Here is a 17788-nt window from a genome sequence, read left to right as displayed (position 1 = left end):
TATCCGAGAGCGGTATACTAAAGGTGTAATTTTAGAAAATAACAATTTCATATTTCATTTTGTCGTTCGTCGGTTATGTCTTTACCATTCTACGCATTGGGAGGTCATCCAATGAAAGGTTCAACAGATCGTATGCTAACCCGCATCAAGTCCATTTATTTGTTCATAAACGAAAGGGAATGCGTCACCACTTCAGAACTAGTAGAAGAGTTCGGAATCACATCGCGCACTGTCCAGCGTGATTTGAACGTGCTTGAGTACAATAATCTTGTTGAGAGTCCGAGCCGCGGAACGTGGACCGCATCGAAACGGTCGCTGAAGACGGCAAACTGAATAAAAATTACGTGGAAGTCTCAAGTTGAGGCTTCTTTTTTTGCGCAAGAAAACCGATGGACAACTCGTCCATCGGTCGCTTCATCACGCCAACAAGGCGTCATATTCTTCTTGCGTCAACTCCCGGTAAGCACCCCGCTCGAGCGTCGGGTCTAGTTCGAGCGTCCCGATTTGAATCCGTTCGAGCCGTTCGACGTGTTTCCCGACGGCCGCGACCATCCGTTTGACCTGATGATACTTGCCTTCAGACAACGTCAGGCGAATCATCGAGCGACGACCGTTCCGGCTAATCACTTCAAGACGGGCCGGTTTCGTCGTGTATCCGTCTTCGAGCTCGACGCCTTCGGCGAACCGGCGCACATCGTCGACGGTCATCTCGCCATCGATTTCAGCGACATACACTTTATCGACGTGCTTTCGCGGGGACATGAGCGCATGATTGAACGCCCCGTCATTCGTCAACAACAGTAGCCCGGTCGTGTCCTTGTCGAGCCGTCCGACCGGAAACAGTTCGTAATGTGCGTAGGACGGATCAATCAATTCGAGAACCGTCGTCTCGACTTGATCCTCGGTCGCGCTGACGACACCCTCCGGTTTGTTCATCATCAGGTAGACGAACGGTTTATAGTCGACCGCTTCACCGAACACGGTCACAACCTCTGTCTCTGGTTTCACATGCCGCTTCGCATCTTTCACCGGTTGACCATCCACTTGAACAGCGCCTTGTTTCAATAACAGCTTGACGTCTTTTCGGGATCCATACCCCATATTGGCCAATAATTTATCAATCCGCATTATGCTTTCCTCCGATACTCGAATCGTTTCCCTAACAACTTACCGGCCAAATGACTTCTCCAACCGAGATAGCCGTAGACGATGAGGCCGAGACCGAAGCCGACGAACGTCGCGAGAATGTCATTCCCCCAGCTCGGTTCTTGATTCAACGTAACGAACAACGACCCATAGACGACGATAAACATGACAGCCCCCATCGCGAACATGAGCATCGTTCGGCGGAGCAACTGTTTATACGGGAACTGGAGCGCCCGTTGAATCTTCCAAACCATGAGGACGATGGCGACGATATAGCCGGCAATCGTCGCATAACCGGCCCCGATGCCGCCGAGCAAATAGACGAACGGGACGTTCAAGACGACTTTAGCGAAGAGTCCCATCGCCGTGGCAAAGATGGTGAAATATTGCCGATTGATTCCTTGTAGAATCGCGGCCGCTACCGAGTAGTACGCCAAGAAGAACGCACTCGGCGCGTAGTGAAGTAAATACACCCACCCTTCCCGGTCACGCGGGAACAACGTCCCGAACAACGGTTCAGCCAATGCGACGAGACCGATGACGGCTGGAATCGTCACGAAGAACGACACTTGGAAGATGTGATTCACTTGGTTGCGCACTTTCGTCATGTCTCCGTGCGTAAACGAACGCGTGACGAGCGGGATGGTCGCCATCGACACACTCGCTGCAATCGACACGGGAATCAAGACGATTTTATGGGCGTTCCCAGTCAAGAATCCGAACGCCGACGTCGCCTCGGACACCGTCTTCCCTGAATTGAGAAGCGTGTTCACCATCGTCAACTGGTCGACGAACTGATAGAGCGGTGTCGACAGTCCGACCATGACGATTGGAATCGAATAGCTGAGTAGCTCGAGCAAGAGCGACTTCATCGACCGGACCGGCGTTCCTTCCGGATTTTCCGTATTCGTGTGGATCAGCTTTCGTTTCCGCCAGTAAATGGCCAACACGACGATACTACCGATCGCTCCGATGAACGCGCTGAACGTCGCGATCGTGACGGCGAGCACTTTTAATCCGTTCAACTCTGTCGTCTCGACCGCACCGGTTCCGCCGAGCGTATCGGCGAGCGGTCGAATCAATTCCGAATCCGCTAAGACGAACAAGACGAGCATCGTCCCGCTGAGCAGGAACAAGATGCGGACGATCTGTTCGATCACTTGTGAGATTGCCGTCGGTGCCATGTCTTGATGACCTTGGAAATAACCACGGACCATGCTCATCGCCGGGATGAGGAGGAGTGCGAAGCTGACGCTGCGCGTGACGAGCGTGAGCGAGTCGACATATTGCTGATTGTTGTCGGAGTTACGGACCATCAGCTCCGAGAGCCAAGGTGCCGCAAAAAATAAGATGAGAAATGCGACGACGCCGGTAGCGAGCATAAGTTTCATCCCTTGTCGGAACAAGCGTTGACTCGTCCCGTATTCGCCAAGCGCGTTATACTTGGCGATGAACTTCGAGACGGCGACCGGAATGCCCGCCGTCGAGATGGCGATCATGAGTGCGTAATACGTATACGCCGCCTGATAGAGCGTGACACCGGCAATCCCGACCATCGCTTGGAACGGGAACGTATATAACAACCCGAGCATCCGAGAAATCAAGTTCCCGGCGGATAGAAGGAGCGTCCCTCTGACGAACGACTCTCTTCCTGAATCTTGTTTGACGCTTGATGACATGCGTTACCTCCATCTATTCGGTTCATCATGAAATGACTTCGTTTTACAAAACAACTGTTTCTCATTATACTCTTACTGTTGCGGATAATAAAGTTACGATAATTTTACCGATCGATTTGATAGAAACGAGGTATACCATCATGAAAGACGTCATCATCATCGGAGGCGGGCCGAGCGGTCTCATGGCCACTTATGCCGCGGCGAAAGCCGGCGCGCGCACGCTCCTCATCGACAAAGGCTCAAAACTCGGGCGCAAGCTCGCGATCTCTGGCGGCGGCCGTTGTAACGTGACGAATCGGAAACCGGTCGACGAACTTGTCCAGTTCATCCCCGGGAACGGTCGTTTCCTTTACAGCGCCCTCGCCCAGTTCGACAATCAATCCATCATTGATTTGTTCACCGGATTCGGCATCCCGTTGAAAGAAGAAGACAACGGTCGGATGTTCCCGGTGACCGACAAGGCACAAGACGTCGTCAATACGTTGCTCCGTGCCATCGACGACCTCGGCGTCGAGATTCGAAAGAACGCCAAAGTAAAGACGCTCCATTTTAATGAAGAAAACGAGTTCACAGCCGTCGAACTCGAAGACGGGGAACGTATCGAGGCGAACGCATGCGTGATTGCCGTCGGCGGACAGTCGGTCCCGCATACCGGATCGACTGGCGACGGCTACCCTTGGGCCGAAAAGGCCGGTCACACGATCACCGAACTGTTCCCGACCGAGGTGCCCATCAAATTGAACGACGCCTTCATCGGGACGAAGGAACTGCAAGGCCTCTCGCTACGAGACGTCGCCCTCACCGTCCACGGTAAAAAAGGGAAGCCGATCAAGACGCATCGCGGGGACATGATTTTCACGCACTTCGGTATCTCCGGACCGATTGCCCTTCGTTGCAGCCAGTATACGATTAAAGAGCGTAAGCGTAGTAAAGAACGTGTCGTGACGTTGTCGCTCGACTTGTTCCCGGACATGGCGCGCGACGAACTGTATCAAGAACTACTCAAACAAGTTCAGTCGCAACCGAAACGAGCCGTCAAAAACGTCTGGAAAGGTTTCATCCCGGAACGGATGCTCGACTTGTTGCTCGCGGCACTCGCGTTCGGTGAAGAAGACGCGAGCCAGTTGAAGAAGCAATCGGTCCTCGATTTCGCGACTCAGCTGAAGGCGTTCGAGCTTCATGCCATCGGCACGCTCGACTTCGACAAGGCGTTCGTCACCGGCGGCGGTGTCTCCGTCAAAGAGATCGCCCCGCAGACGATGATGTCGAAAAAGGCACCTGGCCTATTCTTCGCCGGCGAAGTGCTCGATATCCACGGTTATACGGGCGGCTATAACATCACGGCGGCATTCACGACCGGGCATTGCGCGGGGTCGCATGCAGCCGAGTTCGCTTCTGTTGAAGCAAAATAAGAGTAGGTGGTCGCGACCACCTACTCTTATTTTTTTGCCATCTGTCGGAGCACTTCAGCCTCGAGCTCTGGCTCAGGCGGCATCCACCCTTCTGGCTTCATGATTTTATTGTCCGATTCGCGCAAAATCGGTTTGCCGCCCGGACCGAGTTTCGCCATATTCGCCCGTTGTACGATTTCAAACAACGGCACCGGGTCAAGCCCGAGCTCGACGAAGCTGCCCATGACGAAGTAGAGCGCGTCCGTAAGCGCATCGCCTTGTCCGACGAGACGCTCGACGTCCGATTCGGGCAACGGCATCGATAACGACTTCTCGACCGCTTGGTCTAGACCTTGCTTGAATGCGGCGACGGCCTCTAAAAATTCCGCTTCGTTACGAGACGATTGGTGTAAAAACTCGACGACCGCTTCTTCGGCCGTCCAGACCGAGCGTTTGACGGCACGGTCAAGGACGAGTGGTTCCGGTGTCTTCGCTTCCGGGTGTCCGAACGTCTCATGGAACTGGCGGACCTCTTCAAAAAAATAGCGTTTACTCATAGTACCCTCTCCTATCAGTCGACCGAGACGAAAGCGTCCAGGTCGAACACGTCTGGTCGTACGATTGCAAAAATCTCGTTGTCTTGCAGGAACATCCCGGTCGATCCGTACACGCGTGGTGTCACCATCTGGCCGTTCATCGTTCCTTCATTCGGGTTGATGGTGTATAAGACGAGCTCTTCGGAGTCAAGGACGTAAATCCGGCCTTGTCGTTCGACGAGCCCGACGCCGCGGAACTTCTCGAATTTTTGTTGAATCGAGGCGCTCATACCGGTCGTCGTGAGCGCTTTGCGCGATTCAATCGCCCACTCGCTGAGCGGTTCCGGATCAGGTTCGGCCTCAGTCTGTAACGCTTCGTCTTCTGGTGAGACCGCATCGACATCAATCGTCTCTTCTCCCGTTGCTTCGTCGTCAGCGCTTGACTCGCCCTCTGGCTCGTCCCGTTCCTCCGTCTCGACTTCCGTGATGCGCTCTTCGATGTAGAGGAGCTCGACGTCGGTCGTTCCCGATTCACGGTTCATGATGATTAAGCGTTCGGTCGTCTGGTCAAAGCCGAGACCGAACAAGCGGTCGTTCGGTCGGATGCCGGCAATCGCTTTTCGTTCTTGCTCGACCCAGCGACCGCCTTCCCGTTCAATCGTCACGAGGACGCCCTTGTCCGTGACCGCAAAGATTTTCGTCTCGGTGATCATCCGCATGCCGATGAACTCGCTCAGCTTCAACGTTTGTCCTTCGTTTTCGAGTTGGAGCGAAGCGATGACACGGTTGGCGTTTCCGCTCACTTCGAAGAACTCACGATTATCCGTCAAGACGAGGTAGGCACCAATCGTGTCGCTGTAGTACACTTCGTCAATCTTTTGAATCTGTTCGAGCGCATCGGTCGTATCGATGTCCTCATCGTCGGGCGAGGCCTCGACCGGCGGGAGCGGTGTCGCTTGATGGCTCGTCTGAATCTCGATTTTATCAAACGTCGCGCCGATTTGTCGTTGAATCTCCTCGTCGGAAAAGACGAGCACGTAGCAGAGAATCATCCCGACCAACAAGGCGAACGAGGTCGTATATAGTACGTAAGAACGTTTCATGGACGGTTTGTCCCCTTTTTCTGCAGTATCGCCCTTTAGTGTAACAAACCCTCTCGAAAAAGAAAACGGCGTCAGGAAAAAGAAAAGAACATGTGACAATGTCACACGTTCTCTCCGGTCATCCTACGACGATATTGACGAGTTTACCAGGTACGACAATCACTTTGCGGACCGTCTTTCCTTCCGTGAACTCTTGAACGCGTTCGTTCGCGAGCGCATCAGCCTCGAGTACTTCTTTCGAAGCGTCACGGGCCACGTGCATCTTCGCACGAAGCTTCCCGTTCACTTGGATGACGACTTCAATCGTGTCGCTGACGAGTTTCGACTCATCGAACGTCGGCCAGGCCGCGTACGTCAAGTCTTCCGTCATGCCGAGACGCTCCCACAACTCTTCGGCCAAGTGTGGCGCGACCGGGGCGAGCATCTTGATGAAGTTGACCATCTCTTGTTTTGGAAGCGTGTCTTGTTTGTACGCCTCGTTGATGAAGACCATGAGTTGCGAGATGGCCGTGTTGAAACGGAGCGCCTCGTAGTCTTCGGTCACTTTTTTCACCGTCTGATGATACGTCCGCTCGAAGTCGGCCGTCGGCGCGCCGTCTGTGAGCTCCGTTTGGTCGAACAAGCGCCAGACGCGGTCGAGGAAGCGACGAGCGCCGTCAAGTCCGTTCGTCGACCAGGCGATGGCCGCGTCGAGCGGTCCCATGAACATCTCATATAGACGGAGCGTGTCGGCACCGTGCGATTTGATGATGTCGTCCGGGTTGACGACATTGCCTTTTGACTTCGACATCTTCTCGTTGTTCTCACCGAGGATCATCCCTTGGTTATAGAGCTTTTGGAACGGCTCGTTCGTCGGAACGATGCCAATGTCATAGAGCACCTTATGCCAGAAACGTGCGTAGAGCAAGTGAAGGACCGCATGCTCCGTACCACCGATATACAAGTCGACCGGGAGCCAGCGCTTCAACTTCTCTGGGTCGGCGATCATGTCCTCGTTATGCGGATCGATGAAGCGAATGTAGTACCAGCAGCTGCCGGCCCACTGTGGCATCGTGTTCGTCTCGCGACGACCCTTCTCTCCTGTCACCGGGTCCGTGTACGTCAACCACTCGTCCGCGTTCGCAAGCGGTGATTCGCCCGTACCCGACGGTTTGATTTCATCGATGATCGGGAGTTCGAGCGGAAGCTCTTCGACCGCTACCGTCTTGAGTGTGCCATCTTCCATATGAATGATTGGAATCGGCTCGCCCCAATAGCGTTGGCGACTGAACAACCAATCGCGGAGACGATACGTCGTCTTGGCGCGGCCCGTGCCGGCGAATTCGAGTTCTTCGATGATTTTGGCAATCGCATCGGCTTTGTTGAGCCCGTCAAGCGAGCCTGAGTTGACGTGAACGCCGTCTTCGACGTAAGCCGCCTCCTCCAAGTTGCCGCCTGTGACGACTTCGCGGATTGGGAGGTCGAACGTCTTCGCGAACTCATAGTCGCGGTCATCATGTCCAGGTACGGCCATGACCGCGCCCGTGCCGTATGTCGACAACACATAGTCGGCAATCCAAATCGGAAGTTTCTCGCCATTGACCGGGTTGATCGCGTAAGCGCCGGTGAATACACCCGTCTTCTCTTTGGCGAGGTCGGTCCGCTCGAGGTCTGTCTTTTTCGAGACTTCTTCGACGTACGCTTCGATGGCGACGACTTGTTCAGGTGTCGCGATCGCTTTCACGAATGGGTGTTCCGGTGCGAGCGTGACGTATGTCGCGCCGTAAAGTGTATCCGGACGTGTCGTGAACACCGTCACGACTTTATCATGACCGTCGACTTTGAAATCGACTTCGGCCCCGACCGACTTGCCGATCCAGTTGCGTTGCATCTCTTTGACGCTGTCTGGCCAGTCAAGCCCCTCTAAATCGTCGAGCAAGCGCTCGGCGTATTCCGTGATGCGAAGCACCCACTGTTTCATCGGCACACGATAGACCGGATGGTTTCCGCGCTCCGATAACCCGTCGATGACTTCTTCGTTGGCAAGCACAGTCCCGAGGGCCGGGCACCAGTTGACGGCGACTTCGTCGACGTAGGCGAGTCCGCGGTCGTGGAGCTGTGTGAAGATCCATTGCGTCCATTTATAGTATTTCGGGTCCGTCGTGCTGATTTCACGGTCCCAATCGTATGAGAAACCGAGTTCTTTTAACTGGCGTCGGAACGTGCCGATGTTGCGCTCTGTGAACTCGCGCGGGTCGTTCCCTGTGTCTAACGCATACTGCTCGGCCGGAAGACCGAACGCGTCCCATCCCATCGGATGGAGCACGTTGAAGCCTTGCATCCGTTTCATGCGGGCAATGATGTCCGTCGCCGTGTAACCTTCCGGGTGACCGACGTGAAGTCCGGCTCCTGACGGATATGGGAACATGTCAAGGACGTAGAAACACTCCTTGTCCGGATCTTCTGTCGTCCGGAACGCATCCTTCTCTTCCCAACGCTTTTGCCATTTCGGCTCGATGTCTTGATGTTTAAAATAGTCCAAAATTCATCCTCCTCTGCATAATAAAAAGCCTTCCTCCCCGGTAATGGGACGAAAGGCTTGAAAGCTCTCCGCGGTACCACCCATGTTGCATTTCTGCCACTTGAGACGCCGATAACGTGGCGTAACTCCGGTTTACCCTACTCTCGTTCAGGCAAACTGCTCCAAGGCGAGTTCTCGACGTCCATATACCGGTTCGCACCAACCACCGGCTCTCTACGATACAGACAAGACGATACTATTCCTTTTCATCGCGATAGTTTATCTACCCTTTCATTCTATCCCAAGATAAAAAACCGCGTCAATGTGAACTTTTCGTTACGTCTTAATTTGTTTCATCGTCGAGATGGTTTTGACCGCAAAGAACGCGATGAGTCCAAACCCGACTTTGTTCACTAAATCCGCCACGTTGTAAATCAGCTCCCGTACGAGCTGGACCTCAACGCCGCTCGCAAACAGCGTCACCGCATAGCCGATCGGATATATCGCCCACCCGACTAAAATGAAGAGACGCATGTTGAGGAGCGCTTTCCGAATCGGTGCCGGAGACGACTCCGCCGCTTTCGTGACGTTCGTGAATAACAAATAGATGATATAGAGCCAAGCGAAACAACCGACTAAATAACCCCATAGCCCAAGCTGCGTGAAGCCACCGTTCAAGTTGATTGACGATTCCCCGAGATAACCGGCCACGATCATGATGACGTCGGCCACGATCAGTTTCGTCAGTAACCCCGTCTTCATCTTCCCTTTCAAACTCAACAGCAACGGGAACTTCACAAGCAAGAGCGGCGTCGTGACGAGCCAGTCGATATAGCGAATCTCCGTCGGGAATCCTGTGATTTCCGATAGCAGACCTGAATCGCCGACCGCATCTTTCATAAAGTAATAATGAATCGCTGCGACGAACGTGACGAGCGCTGCAACCGTCGCGACGGAACGATATTCAGGGTCTAAGCTGTTTCGTTCCACCAAAAAGTATAGCGTTGCCGCAGCCATGCCGACAAAGCCGACCCAAAACATATACTGTGTCGCCAATACAAGTAAGTTCACTTCTTCACTCACATTGTCCATCTCCTTCACATGAGACAAGACGAAAGACGACCCGGCGTTACGATGTGAAAGGATCCTTTACTTCATTTTAATGCACAACTCAATGGTGCAACGTATATGAAGATGCAGCAAATATGCTCATTCTTCCGATGTTTGTCGATTCAGTGAACCCGTTTTAATGAAGAAGAAGAGACCGATTGCACTGAGAAGAATCATGAGTCCGAAGACCGCATTGATACCGAACACGTCATATAATAGCCCGGACATCGTCGGGCCAATCATGCGCCCGACCGACGCCGCGATATTAACAAGTCCTTGATATTGACCGGCTTTCCCTGCCGGTGCGAGTTTGGCGGCAATCGTCGGGACCGCCGGCCAGATAAACATCTCGCCAACCGTCATGACGATCATCGCGACCATGAACATCGCAAAACCTCCGGCGAACGGCACAACGAGGAAGGCCGCAAGGAAGATGACGCCACCAATGATGAGCTGGCGCTTCAAGTCGTCTTCAAATTGACGCAACATCCGGTTAAGGAGCGGTTGGGCGAACACGATCATCGCCCCGTTCACCGTCCAGAGTAGCGAGTATTCACTAATCGTCACGCCAAGCCCTTGCGAGTGGACGGCGATCGTCCCTTGCCACTGGACGTAGACGAACCAGAGGGCGGCGTAACCGATGGCAACATACCACATCGATTTCATCGTCGCACCGGACAACGTCGTCGCGGCCGCCTCAAGTTGCGACTGAATGACCGGACGAGTCGTTTCTTTCAAGTAACGGAAGCCGAACAAAAGCACGACGACGAACAAGACCGACAAAAAGAAGTTCGCATAAAAGATCCATTCGATGTTGATGCGCGCCACTTGTCCGCTCATCGCCGTACCGAGCGCGACACCGACGTTTTGGGCGACATATATCGCATTGAACGAACGGCGCCCCCCTTCCGGCCAAATCAAGCCGGCGAAAGCATACACTGTCGGGAAGACGAGCCCGCCCGAGAAGCCGATGAGCCCGAGCCAGACCAAGTATCCGAAGAACGTCGCATGGAACAACAGAAATCCGAGCGAACTGGCAAGGAGCAGTGATACCGCGATCACGAGCGTCGTCTTGCCACCGAGTCGGTCGAACAACGTCCCGCCGATATAGTTCCCGACGATGGCGAGGGCGGAGTTGACGAGGAGGGCGATACCGGCGAGCGTCATCGATTCTCCTAAATATCCATTAATATATAACGTGTTGAACGGCCATAAAAAAGACGCCGCCGTCGTATTGAGCGCCATCGCGATGACCAAAATCCATATTGAGATCGGCATTTTCTTGTTCACGCCAACTCCTCCTTTCCCATCGCCTAAACGATAAAAATTCGGCACGACGGCCGAATCCAAAATTAGTCCTTCTCCAAGCTAACGGAACGGTCCATAACTGTCAAGAAAAAGTACTCATTCTGAAGTTTTGCATCAAACAGTATGTGATAACATGAGCAAAGAAGGAGAGGATGAAGATGATTAACCCATTTGGTGAAGCCAGATACAATGAGTTGAACGAAGCGTATCGCCGGGAGTATGGCGGAAAGGTGTTCAAAGTCCCGCTCGACGGTGGGTTCACTTGTCCGAACCGGGACGGCCTCGTTTCAAAAGGAGGATGTACGTTCTGTTCCGATGATGGGAGCGGCGACTTTGCCGGGAATGCGTGTGACCCAATTTCGGTCCAGTTCGCTGAAGGGAAGGCCCGGTTGCACCGTAAATGGAAAGAAGCACGGTATATCGCCTATTTCCAAGCGTTCAGTAATACGTACGCCCCGGTCACACGTCTACGTGAACTGTTCGAGTCAGCGCTCGAAGAAGAAGGTGTCGTCGGACTATCGATTGCGACACGGCCCGACTGCCTCCCGGACGAAGTCGTCGCCTACCTCGCCGAACTGAACGAGCGGACGTCGCTTTGGGTCGAACTCGGTCTGCAGACAATCCACGACAAGACCGGCAAAAAGATCAACCGCGGCCACGATTATGCGACGTTCTGTGACGGACTGGCGAAACTTCGCCGCCACAATATCCGGGTGTGCGTCCATATCATCAACGGACTACCGGGCGAGACGCCACAGATGATGCTCGACACGGCGCGAGAAGTTGCTAAAATGGACATACAAGGAATCAAGATCCATTTGCTCCACGTCTTGAAACGGACGCCGCTCGCAAGGCAATATGAATTAGGGCTCCTCGATTTGATGGATGAGACGACGTACGTCTCGCTCGTCTGCGACCAGCTCGAACTGTTACCGGAAGACGTGATCGTCCACCGGTTGACGGGTGACGGTCCGCCCGACTTATTGATTGGGCCGATGTGGAGCCGGCAGAAGATGGCCGTCTTGAACGCCATTCATGCCGAATTGGAACGCCGTGATTCCTTCCAAGGAAAAAAGAAGGATGAGAGATATGGGATTAATGAGAGTGTTGCCGTTCGCGAAACATCTGTTACGTGAACATGTGGTCCCCGGCACGGTCGCCATCGATATGACGGCCGGTAACGGGCACGATACATTATTTTTAGCCGAGCTCGTCGGTGACGGGCACGTCTATGCGTTCGACGTCCAAGAAGAAGCGGTCGTGGCGACACGACAGCGACTCGAGGAAGCCGGCATGTCCGAACGGGTCAGCGTCATCCACGACAGCCACCACACCGTCCAAACCGTCGTCGCAGACGAGACCCGTCCGATCACCGCGGCCGTGTTCAACCTCGGATACTTACCGGGTAGCGACAAGACGGTCACGACGATAGGCGAGACGACGATTGACGCGCTGCGCCAGTTACAGGACGTCATGGCGATCGGCGGTGTCATCGTCGTCGTCATCTACCATGGGCATGACAGCGGTAAAATCGAACGGGACGAGGTGCTCGCTTACGTCGAGTCGCTCGACCAAAAACAAGCCGGTGTCCTGCGATACGGCTTCATCAATCAAGTAAATCATCCCCCGTTCATCATCGCAATCGAAAAACGGGCATGATAAAGGCGACTCGGACGAGTCGCCTTTATTCTTGAATCAATTCGTAAAACGTCAACAGCGTCTCGGCGAACTTCGTGTTCAGTCGTTCATAGCCGAAGTGTGGGAAACCTTCGAGACGACGGATGTAAACTTGGTCGCCTCCGATTTTTCGGCAGACGTTCAGCGTCAGCTTCACATCGGCGAAACGGTCGTCCGGCGCGTAAAAACAGGCGAGCGGTAAACGCGGCAAATGTTTTTTCTCTTCCTGATGCTCGACGATCTCTTCTTCAATCTCCCGGTACTGGGCGTACGTGATCTCGCCGAACCGGGATGACTCTTCGCCGCCCCCGGTGAACGTCATCATACCGAGCGGCAAATCGGGGCGGAAGCGATCGACGGCGGAAGCGACGACTTGTTTCAATCCGCCGATTTGACGGGACGAATGCCAGTCAAAGAGCGGGGAGATGTACGTCAAACTGCCGAGCGGGACATCATACTCCTGTAACAGTCGGTTCGTCAACAGCGCACCAAGGCTGAAGGCGACGACGTGAATCGGCAATTTGTACTGTCCGGCTTCACGGAGCGTGTTCTTAATAAGCAGTTTATGGTCTTCAGCCGTCAAGCCGAGCGTCGGCCCGGCAACGACGAGCACTTCGTAGTCCGTCCGCAACCGATCGAGGAACGCCTCGCTGACACGAGACGTGAACTGGAGCGGGTATACAATCACGATGACCCCTTTTCGTGATGGTTCTTCGTATGTCATGCTGTCACCTCATTATTAGTATGTCTGTTTTATTCTAACAAAAAACATCAGCCGAGACTGATGTTTCAATCAAAATCCGTCTGGAGTCTTAGCGTGGGTCGTATCGCAAGTGAACGAGCTCCATCGGCTCATCGTACACTTCTTCTTGAATCCGGTTCAATTCGACGAACGATTGATGGTTCAAGAAGGCGAGCGCCTGCTCGTTCGAACTCTCAACGTACAGTTCGACCGGTTGGCGTTTTCGTCCTGCAAGGTGTGTCAACAGCTCTGCCCCTAACCCTTGACGGTGATGGGCCGGATGGAGGTAAAGACGAAGCACTTCCCACGTATCGCCCCGGTCAATCGCATGATAAAACCCGATGACGTCGCCGTCCGTCTCACCGACGATGAACAACTGTTCTTTCGCTTCTTCACTCGAACTGATGGCGCGCACGATTTCCTCGAGCTGATACGCCCGTTCCATCACGCGCGCACGCGCGTTGTCCGCGTCGGTCGTCGCGAGCGCGATTTCTCGAATTAGAGCGGCATCTTCCGGCACGGCTTCCCTCATCTTCATGACAGCTCCCCCTTTTGGCCAATCTAGTACTATCATTCCCCATCCCGCCAAAAATATCCTGCCCCTTCATTACTTTTTCATGACGAAATGAGCGAACGGGTTATGTTCCAATTTGACACGGGTATAAAGGTACCAATGCCAACTTACAGAAAAGGAGTGTTTTTATGCAACCACCATTGCAACACGACTCGCATGCTACACAAGCGAACAACCCGAACCGTCAATTCGACCATGAGTCGTCGAACGGTCCAAAAATCAACGTCGTCACCGGCATGGTGCTCGGTGCCCTCGTCGGCGGGCTCCTCGCCCTCCTCAGCTCATCAAACCGAGAGAACACGAAACAGTCATTCTCGAGTGCGAAAGCTTCTGTCGGCGGACTCGTCGAGACGGTGAAAGAAGATCCGGCCGGTAAGGCCTCACAAGTCATCGATCAAGTGAAGGCGGCCTCAGGCATCATCCAAGAAGTCGCGACAGACGTCCAAAACGTCTATGAAAAAGTGGCCGGCGAAGCCGACACGGTCAAACAAGACGTCAATAAAGTCGTCGAGACGGCCCAAGAGGCGAAATCGGATTTACAATCGATCGGCGAGAAAGTCGTCGAGGCGAAAGATACCGCGTTAGGACAAGGACACGAGTCGACTGACCATAAGCCACAGGCATAACAAAAACGACCTTTCGCGTGAAAGGTCGTTTTTCTTTGATTACGCGAAGCGTTTCGCGCCTTCTTCAAGTACTGCTGCTTTGTCCGTTTGCTCCCATGGGAGTTCCACGTCCGTGCGACCGAAGTGGCCGTATGCTGCTGTCTGCTTGTAGATCGGGCGGCGAAGGTCGAGCATCTTGATGATGCCGGCCGGACGGAGGTCGAAGTTCTCACGGATGAGTTCTACAAGCTCGGTCTCGCTCAATTTACCAGTGCCGAACGTATCGACCGCGATCGATACCGGGTGTGCGACACCGATTGCGTATGCAAGTTGAACTTCTGCTTTGTCCGCGAGGCCAGCTGCGACGATGTTCTTCGCCACGTAACGAGCCGCGTATGCTGCAGAACGGTCAACTTTCGTAGGATCTTTACCAGAAAACGCGCCGCCACCGTGACGTGCGTATCCACCGTACGTGTCGACGATAATCTTACGTCCTGTGAGACCTGCGTCCCCTTGTGGTCCGCCGATGACGAAACGGCCAGTCGGGTTGATGAAGTATTTCGTCTCCGCATCGATTAGTTCAGTCGGGATGACCGCATCGATGACGTGTTTCTTAAGGTCGGCTTGAATTTGCTCGAGCGTGATCTCCTCGGCGTGTTGCGTCGAGATGACGATTGTGTCGATGCGAACCGGGTTGTTCGCTTCATCGTACTCGACTGTCACCTGCGTCTTACCATCCGGACGGAGGTAAGGGAGCGTGCCGTTTTTGCGGACTTCCGCCAAACGACGTGACAATTTGTGTGCGAGCGAGATTGGAAGCGGCATGAGTTCAGGCGTTTCTTTCGTTGCATAACCGAACATGAGACCTTGGTCCCCTGCACCGATTGCATCGAGTTCTTCTTCAGTCATTTGACCTTCACGTGCTTCGAGCGCTTGGTCAACACCTTGGGCGATATCGACTGACTGCTCGTCGATTGACGTCAAGACAGCACATGTCTCGGCATCAAAGCCGTATTTCGCGCGTGTATAACCGATCTCACGGACCGTTTCACGGACGACTTTCGGGATATCGACGTATGTCGATGTCGTGATTTCACCAGCTACGAGCACGAGACCTGTCGTGACAGACGTCTCAGCCGCAACGCGGGCGTTTGGATCTTCTGCTAAAATCGCGTCCAAAATCGAGTCTGAGATTTGGTCACAAATTTTATCCGGGTGTCCTTCAGTGACGGACTCCGAAGTGAAAAGTCGACGGTTCAAGTTTGACATTTCAAAAAACCTCCTATAATAAGGGTGATGTGTGGACGGTACTCGTTCCCCTTACGCGTTGCTTTGGGACGGTAATGAAAAAAACCTTTCGCCACGTTCAATGGGAAAGGTTGAATCGTTCTTCCTTACCCTCTTATCGTTCGAAGCTTACGCTTCGCTTCAGGATAGCACCTTTTCCGACTACATTTCCGTCGGACGGTTGCTGGGCTTCGTAGGGCCTTGTTCCCTCCACCGCTCAGAATAAGAGTATCCGTTACGAACACCATCATATAAATGACGTACCGTTCTGTCAAGCGTATCGACCGAATTCGTAAAACTTTTCACGAACGGGCAAATAGTTATGTTTGTGAAATAACAAACATTTTTATGACGGTTTCCGATTTTGTTCTATGACCTGGTACAGAATATGTTAGAATGACAATGTAAGAAAGCGCTTACTTGTTAAAGTGAAGAAACGCTTGTTTTTAATTAGTGTGTCACATATAATAAAAACGTCATACTAATTAACTGCGGAAGTATGCGGATTTCATCCACATCTATTTAGGGGAAAGGTGGGATTCGGGATGGCGACAACGCTCCTGAAAATCGAAGAATTAATTAACGGTGCCGACGTGAAACGGAACTTGACGGTTCCAGAATTGGTGGAAGAAGCCATTCAAAACGGGGAAGGTGTGCTGACGAAAGACGGGGCTTTATCTGTCAGTACAGGCAAATTCACAGGCCGGTCACCAAAAGACAAATTCGTCGTGCAAGATGAAGTCAGCAATCACTTAGTCGACTGGGGACCGGTCAACCAACCGATCGCCGAAGAGAAGTTCACAGCGTTGCTCGATAAGGTGCTCACCCATCTTGAGCAAAAACAAAAGCTCTACTATCTTGAAGCGTCAGCAGGTGCGGATGAGCATTACACGCTTCCGGTTCGCGCCATCACAGAATATGCATGGCACAGCTTGTTCGCGAAGCAACTGTTCCTTCGTGAATGGCCGACAAAAGGTGCGTTCGACCCGTTCACGGTCATCTATGCACCGAGCTATAAGGCAGATCCGGCTGTCGACGGCACGAACTCCGAGACGTTCATTCTCGTCTCATTCGCCAAACGTACGATTCTGATCGGGGGAACAGAGTACGGTGGTGAAATCAAGAAATCAATCTTCTCTGTCATGAACTTCCTGCTCCCGGAGCAACACGTCCTCTCGATGCACTGTTCGGCAAACGTCAACGACGCCAACGAGACCGCACTCTTCTTCGGGCTATCGGGAACCGGGAAGACGACGTTATCGGCCGACCCAGAACGTCACTTGATTGGTGATGATGAGCACGGCTGGTCTCCAGACGGCGTGTTTAACATTGAAGGTGGCTGCTATGCGAAGACGATCAACTTGTCGCGTGAGAACGAGCCGCAAATCTATGACGCGATCCGTTTCGGATCTTTAATCGAGAACGTCGTCTTGAATGATGACCGTTCACCTGATTACAAAAACATTTCCTTGACGGAAAACACGCGAGCCGCCTATCCGATCGATTTCATTGATAACGCCATGCTCCCATCACGCGCCGGACATCCGAACACGATCGTGTTCTTGACGGCTGACGCGTACGGTGTATTACCGCCAATCAGCAAATTGACGAAAGAGCAGGCGATGTATCACTTCTTGTCTGGTTACACGTCGAAACTGGCTGGTACGGAGCGCGGTGTGACCGAGCCGCAAGCGACGTTCTCGACTTGCTTCGGGTCTCCGTTCTTGCCACTCGCACCAGAACGCTACGCTGATATGCTCGGCACGTTGATCGAGAAGCACGACGTCGACGTCTATCTCGTCAACACAGGCTGGACGGGCGGCGTATACGGCGAAGGGTCGCGGATGAAGCTCGCTTACACGCGCGCGATGGTGAACGCGGCCGTCAACGGAGAACTCCGTGACGTCGAGACGATCCGCCACGACATCTTCAATGTCGACATCCCAGTCGACATCAAAGGTGTGCCACGCGACGTCCTCAACCCGCGTGACACATGGAAAGATTCAGCGAAGTACGACGCCGAGGCGCGCGCGCTCGCGATCAAGTTCCAAGATAACTTCAAACGGTTCACGAAAGCGAACGAGTCGGTCATCGCGGCCGGACCAATCGTCTTCTAAATTAAAGAAAGGG

16 protein-coding genes, 1 riboswitch and 1 other annotated feature are annotated in these 17788 nt (G+C 53.4%); of the genes, 6 read left to right on the top strand and 10 right to left on the bottom strand.

What is annotated here, in order from left to right; genetic code table 11:
• Positions 1 to 111: 111 nt before the first annotated feature.
• The gene (locus KB235_RS06805) at positions 112 to 333 is read left to right on the top strand and encodes a DeoR family transcriptional regulator (RefSeq protein ID WP_034809203.1); all 222 of its coding nucleotides are present in this window, start codon (positions 112 to 114) and stop codon (positions 331 to 333) included.
• An 84-nt stretch (positions 334 to 417) separates the two neighbouring features.
• Here the strand turns inward: KB235_RS06805 and KB235_RS06800 are convergent, their stop codons facing one another.
• Complete coding sequence (locus KB235_RS06800) at positions 418 to 1128, bottom strand: pseudouridine synthase (protein ID WP_034809201.1); 711 nt, start codon at positions 1126 to 1128, stop codon at positions 418 to 420.
• Positions 1128 to 2825 carry a putative polysaccharide biosynthesis protein gene (locus KB235_RS06795; protein WP_211780827.1) on the bottom strand — a complete coding sequence of 566 codons (1698 nt, stop codon included), beginning with the start codon at positions 2823 to 2825 and terminating at the stop codon, positions 1128 to 1130. The genes KB235_RS06800 and KB235_RS06795 overlap by 1 nt, the downstream gene beginning before the upstream one ends.
• Before the next feature lie 140 nt (positions 2826 to 2965).
• Here KB235_RS06795 and KB235_RS06790 point away from each other — a divergent pair, with 140 nt between their 5' ends.
• Positions 2966 to 4237, top strand: coding sequence for a BaiN/RdsA family NAD(P)/FAD-dependent oxidoreductase (locus tag KB235_RS06790; protein WP_200871122.1), 1272 nt, complete (start codon positions 2966 to 2968; stop codon positions 4235 to 4237).
• Between the two features lie 26 nt (positions 4238 to 4263).
• Here KB235_RS06790 and KB235_RS06785 read toward each other — a convergent pair whose 3' ends face one another.
• From KB235_RS06785 to KB235_RS06765, 5 genes are all read right to left on the bottom strand, one after another.
• On the bottom strand, positions 4264 to 4773 hold the full coding sequence (locus tag KB235_RS06785) for a pyrophosphohydrolase domain-containing protein (RefSeq protein WP_211780826.1): 510 nt from the start codon (positions 4771 to 4773) through the stop codon (positions 4264 to 4266).
• 14 nt (positions 4774 to 4787) lie between these two features.
• Positions 4788 to 5855: a hypothetical protein gene (locus KB235_RS06780; protein ID WP_211780825.1), complete on the bottom strand. Its 1068-nt coding sequence runs from the start codon at positions 5853 to 5855 to the stop codon at positions 4788 to 4790.
• A 118-nt stretch (positions 5856 to 5973) separates the two neighbouring features.
• A complete protein-coding gene (gene leuS, locus KB235_RS06775; RefSeq protein ID WP_211780824.1) occupies positions 5974 to 8376 on the bottom strand; it encodes a leucine--tRNA ligase in 2403 nt (800 codons plus the stop codon).
• Between the two features lie 41 nt (positions 8377 to 8417).
• Positions 8418 to 8634 (bottom strand) — a binding site (T-box leader).
• A gap of 57 nt (positions 8635 to 8691) precedes the next feature.
• Entirely contained in the window at positions 8692 to 9447 is a 756-nt protein-coding gene (locus KB235_RS06770; RefSeq protein ID WP_034809188.1) for a bacteriorhodopsin-like, read from the bottom strand.
• A gap of 117 nt (positions 9448 to 9564) precedes the next feature.
• A complete protein-coding gene (locus KB235_RS06765; RefSeq protein ID WP_246514383.1) occupies positions 9565 to 10755 on the bottom strand; it encodes an MDR family MFS transporter in 1191 nt (396 codons plus the stop codon).
• A gap of 170 nt (positions 10756 to 10925) precedes the next feature.
• On the opposite strand from KB235_RS06765, the gene mnmL reads away from it, so the two are divergent.
• Together mnmL and mnmM are read left to right on the top strand one after the other, a co-directional pair.
• Positions 10926 to 11909, top strand: coding sequence for a tRNA modification radical SAM protein MnmL/YtqA (gene mnmL, locus KB235_RS06760; RefSeq protein ID WP_211780823.1), 984 nt, complete (start codon positions 10926 to 10928; stop codon positions 11907 to 11909).
• On the top strand, positions 11863 to 12432 hold the full coding sequence (gene mnmM, locus KB235_RS06755; protein WP_211780822.1) for a tRNA 5-(aminomethyl)-2-thiouridylate-methyltransferase MnmM: 570 nt from the start codon (positions 11863 to 11865) through the stop codon (positions 12430 to 12432). The genes mnmL and mnmM overlap by 47 nt, the downstream gene beginning before the upstream one ends.
• A 25-nt stretch (positions 12433 to 12457) precedes the next feature.
• Here mnmM and KB235_RS06750 read toward each other — a convergent pair whose 3' ends face one another.
• Positions 12458 to 13174, bottom strand: coding sequence for an alpha/beta fold hydrolase (locus KB235_RS06750; protein ID WP_034809184.1), 717 nt, complete (start codon positions 13172 to 13174; stop codon positions 12458 to 12460).
• 88 nt (positions 13175 to 13262) lie between these two features.
• Positions 13263 to 13730: a GNAT family N-acetyltransferase gene (locus tag KB235_RS06745; RefSeq protein WP_034809183.1), complete on the bottom strand. Its 468-nt coding sequence runs from the start codon at positions 13728 to 13730 to the stop codon at positions 13263 to 13265.
• 164 nt (positions 13731 to 13894) lie between these two features.
• On the opposite strand from KB235_RS06745, the gene KB235_RS06740 reads away from it, so the two are divergent.
• On the top strand, positions 13895 to 14392 hold the full coding sequence (locus tag KB235_RS06740; protein ID WP_211780821.1) for a hypothetical protein: 498 nt from the start codon (positions 13895 to 13897) through the stop codon (positions 14390 to 14392).
• A 39-nt stretch (positions 14393 to 14431) separates the two neighbouring features.
• Here KB235_RS06740 and metK read toward each other — a convergent pair whose 3' ends face one another.
• On the bottom strand, positions 14432 to 15640 hold the full coding sequence (metK, locus tag KB235_RS06735; RefSeq protein ID WP_211780820.1) for a methionine adenosyltransferase: 1209 nt from the start codon (positions 15638 to 15640) through the stop codon (positions 14432 to 14434).
• A 130-nt stretch (positions 15641 to 15770) separates the two neighbouring features.
• Positions 15771 to 15887, bottom strand: a riboswitch (SAM riboswitch).
• A gap of 316 nt (positions 15888 to 16203) precedes the next feature.
• Between metK and pckA the strand changes: the two genes are divergently transcribed.
• On the top strand, positions 16204 to 17775 hold the full coding sequence (pckA, locus tag KB235_RS06730) for a phosphoenolpyruvate carboxykinase (ATP) (RefSeq protein ID WP_034814683.1): 1572 nt from the start codon (positions 16204 to 16206) through the stop codon (positions 17773 to 17775).
• Positions 17776 to 17788: the final 13 nt, after the last annotated feature.

It is taken from the genome of Exiguobacterium alkaliphilum (genome assembly GCF_018138125.1).
GTDB classification, from domain to species: domain Bacteria; phylum Bacillota; class Bacilli; order Exiguobacteriales; family Exiguobacteriaceae; genus Exiguobacterium; species Exiguobacterium alkaliphilum.
The sequence above is the reverse complement of the archived record's forward strand: the minus strand, read 5'-3'. Positions and strand labels throughout refer to the sequence as shown.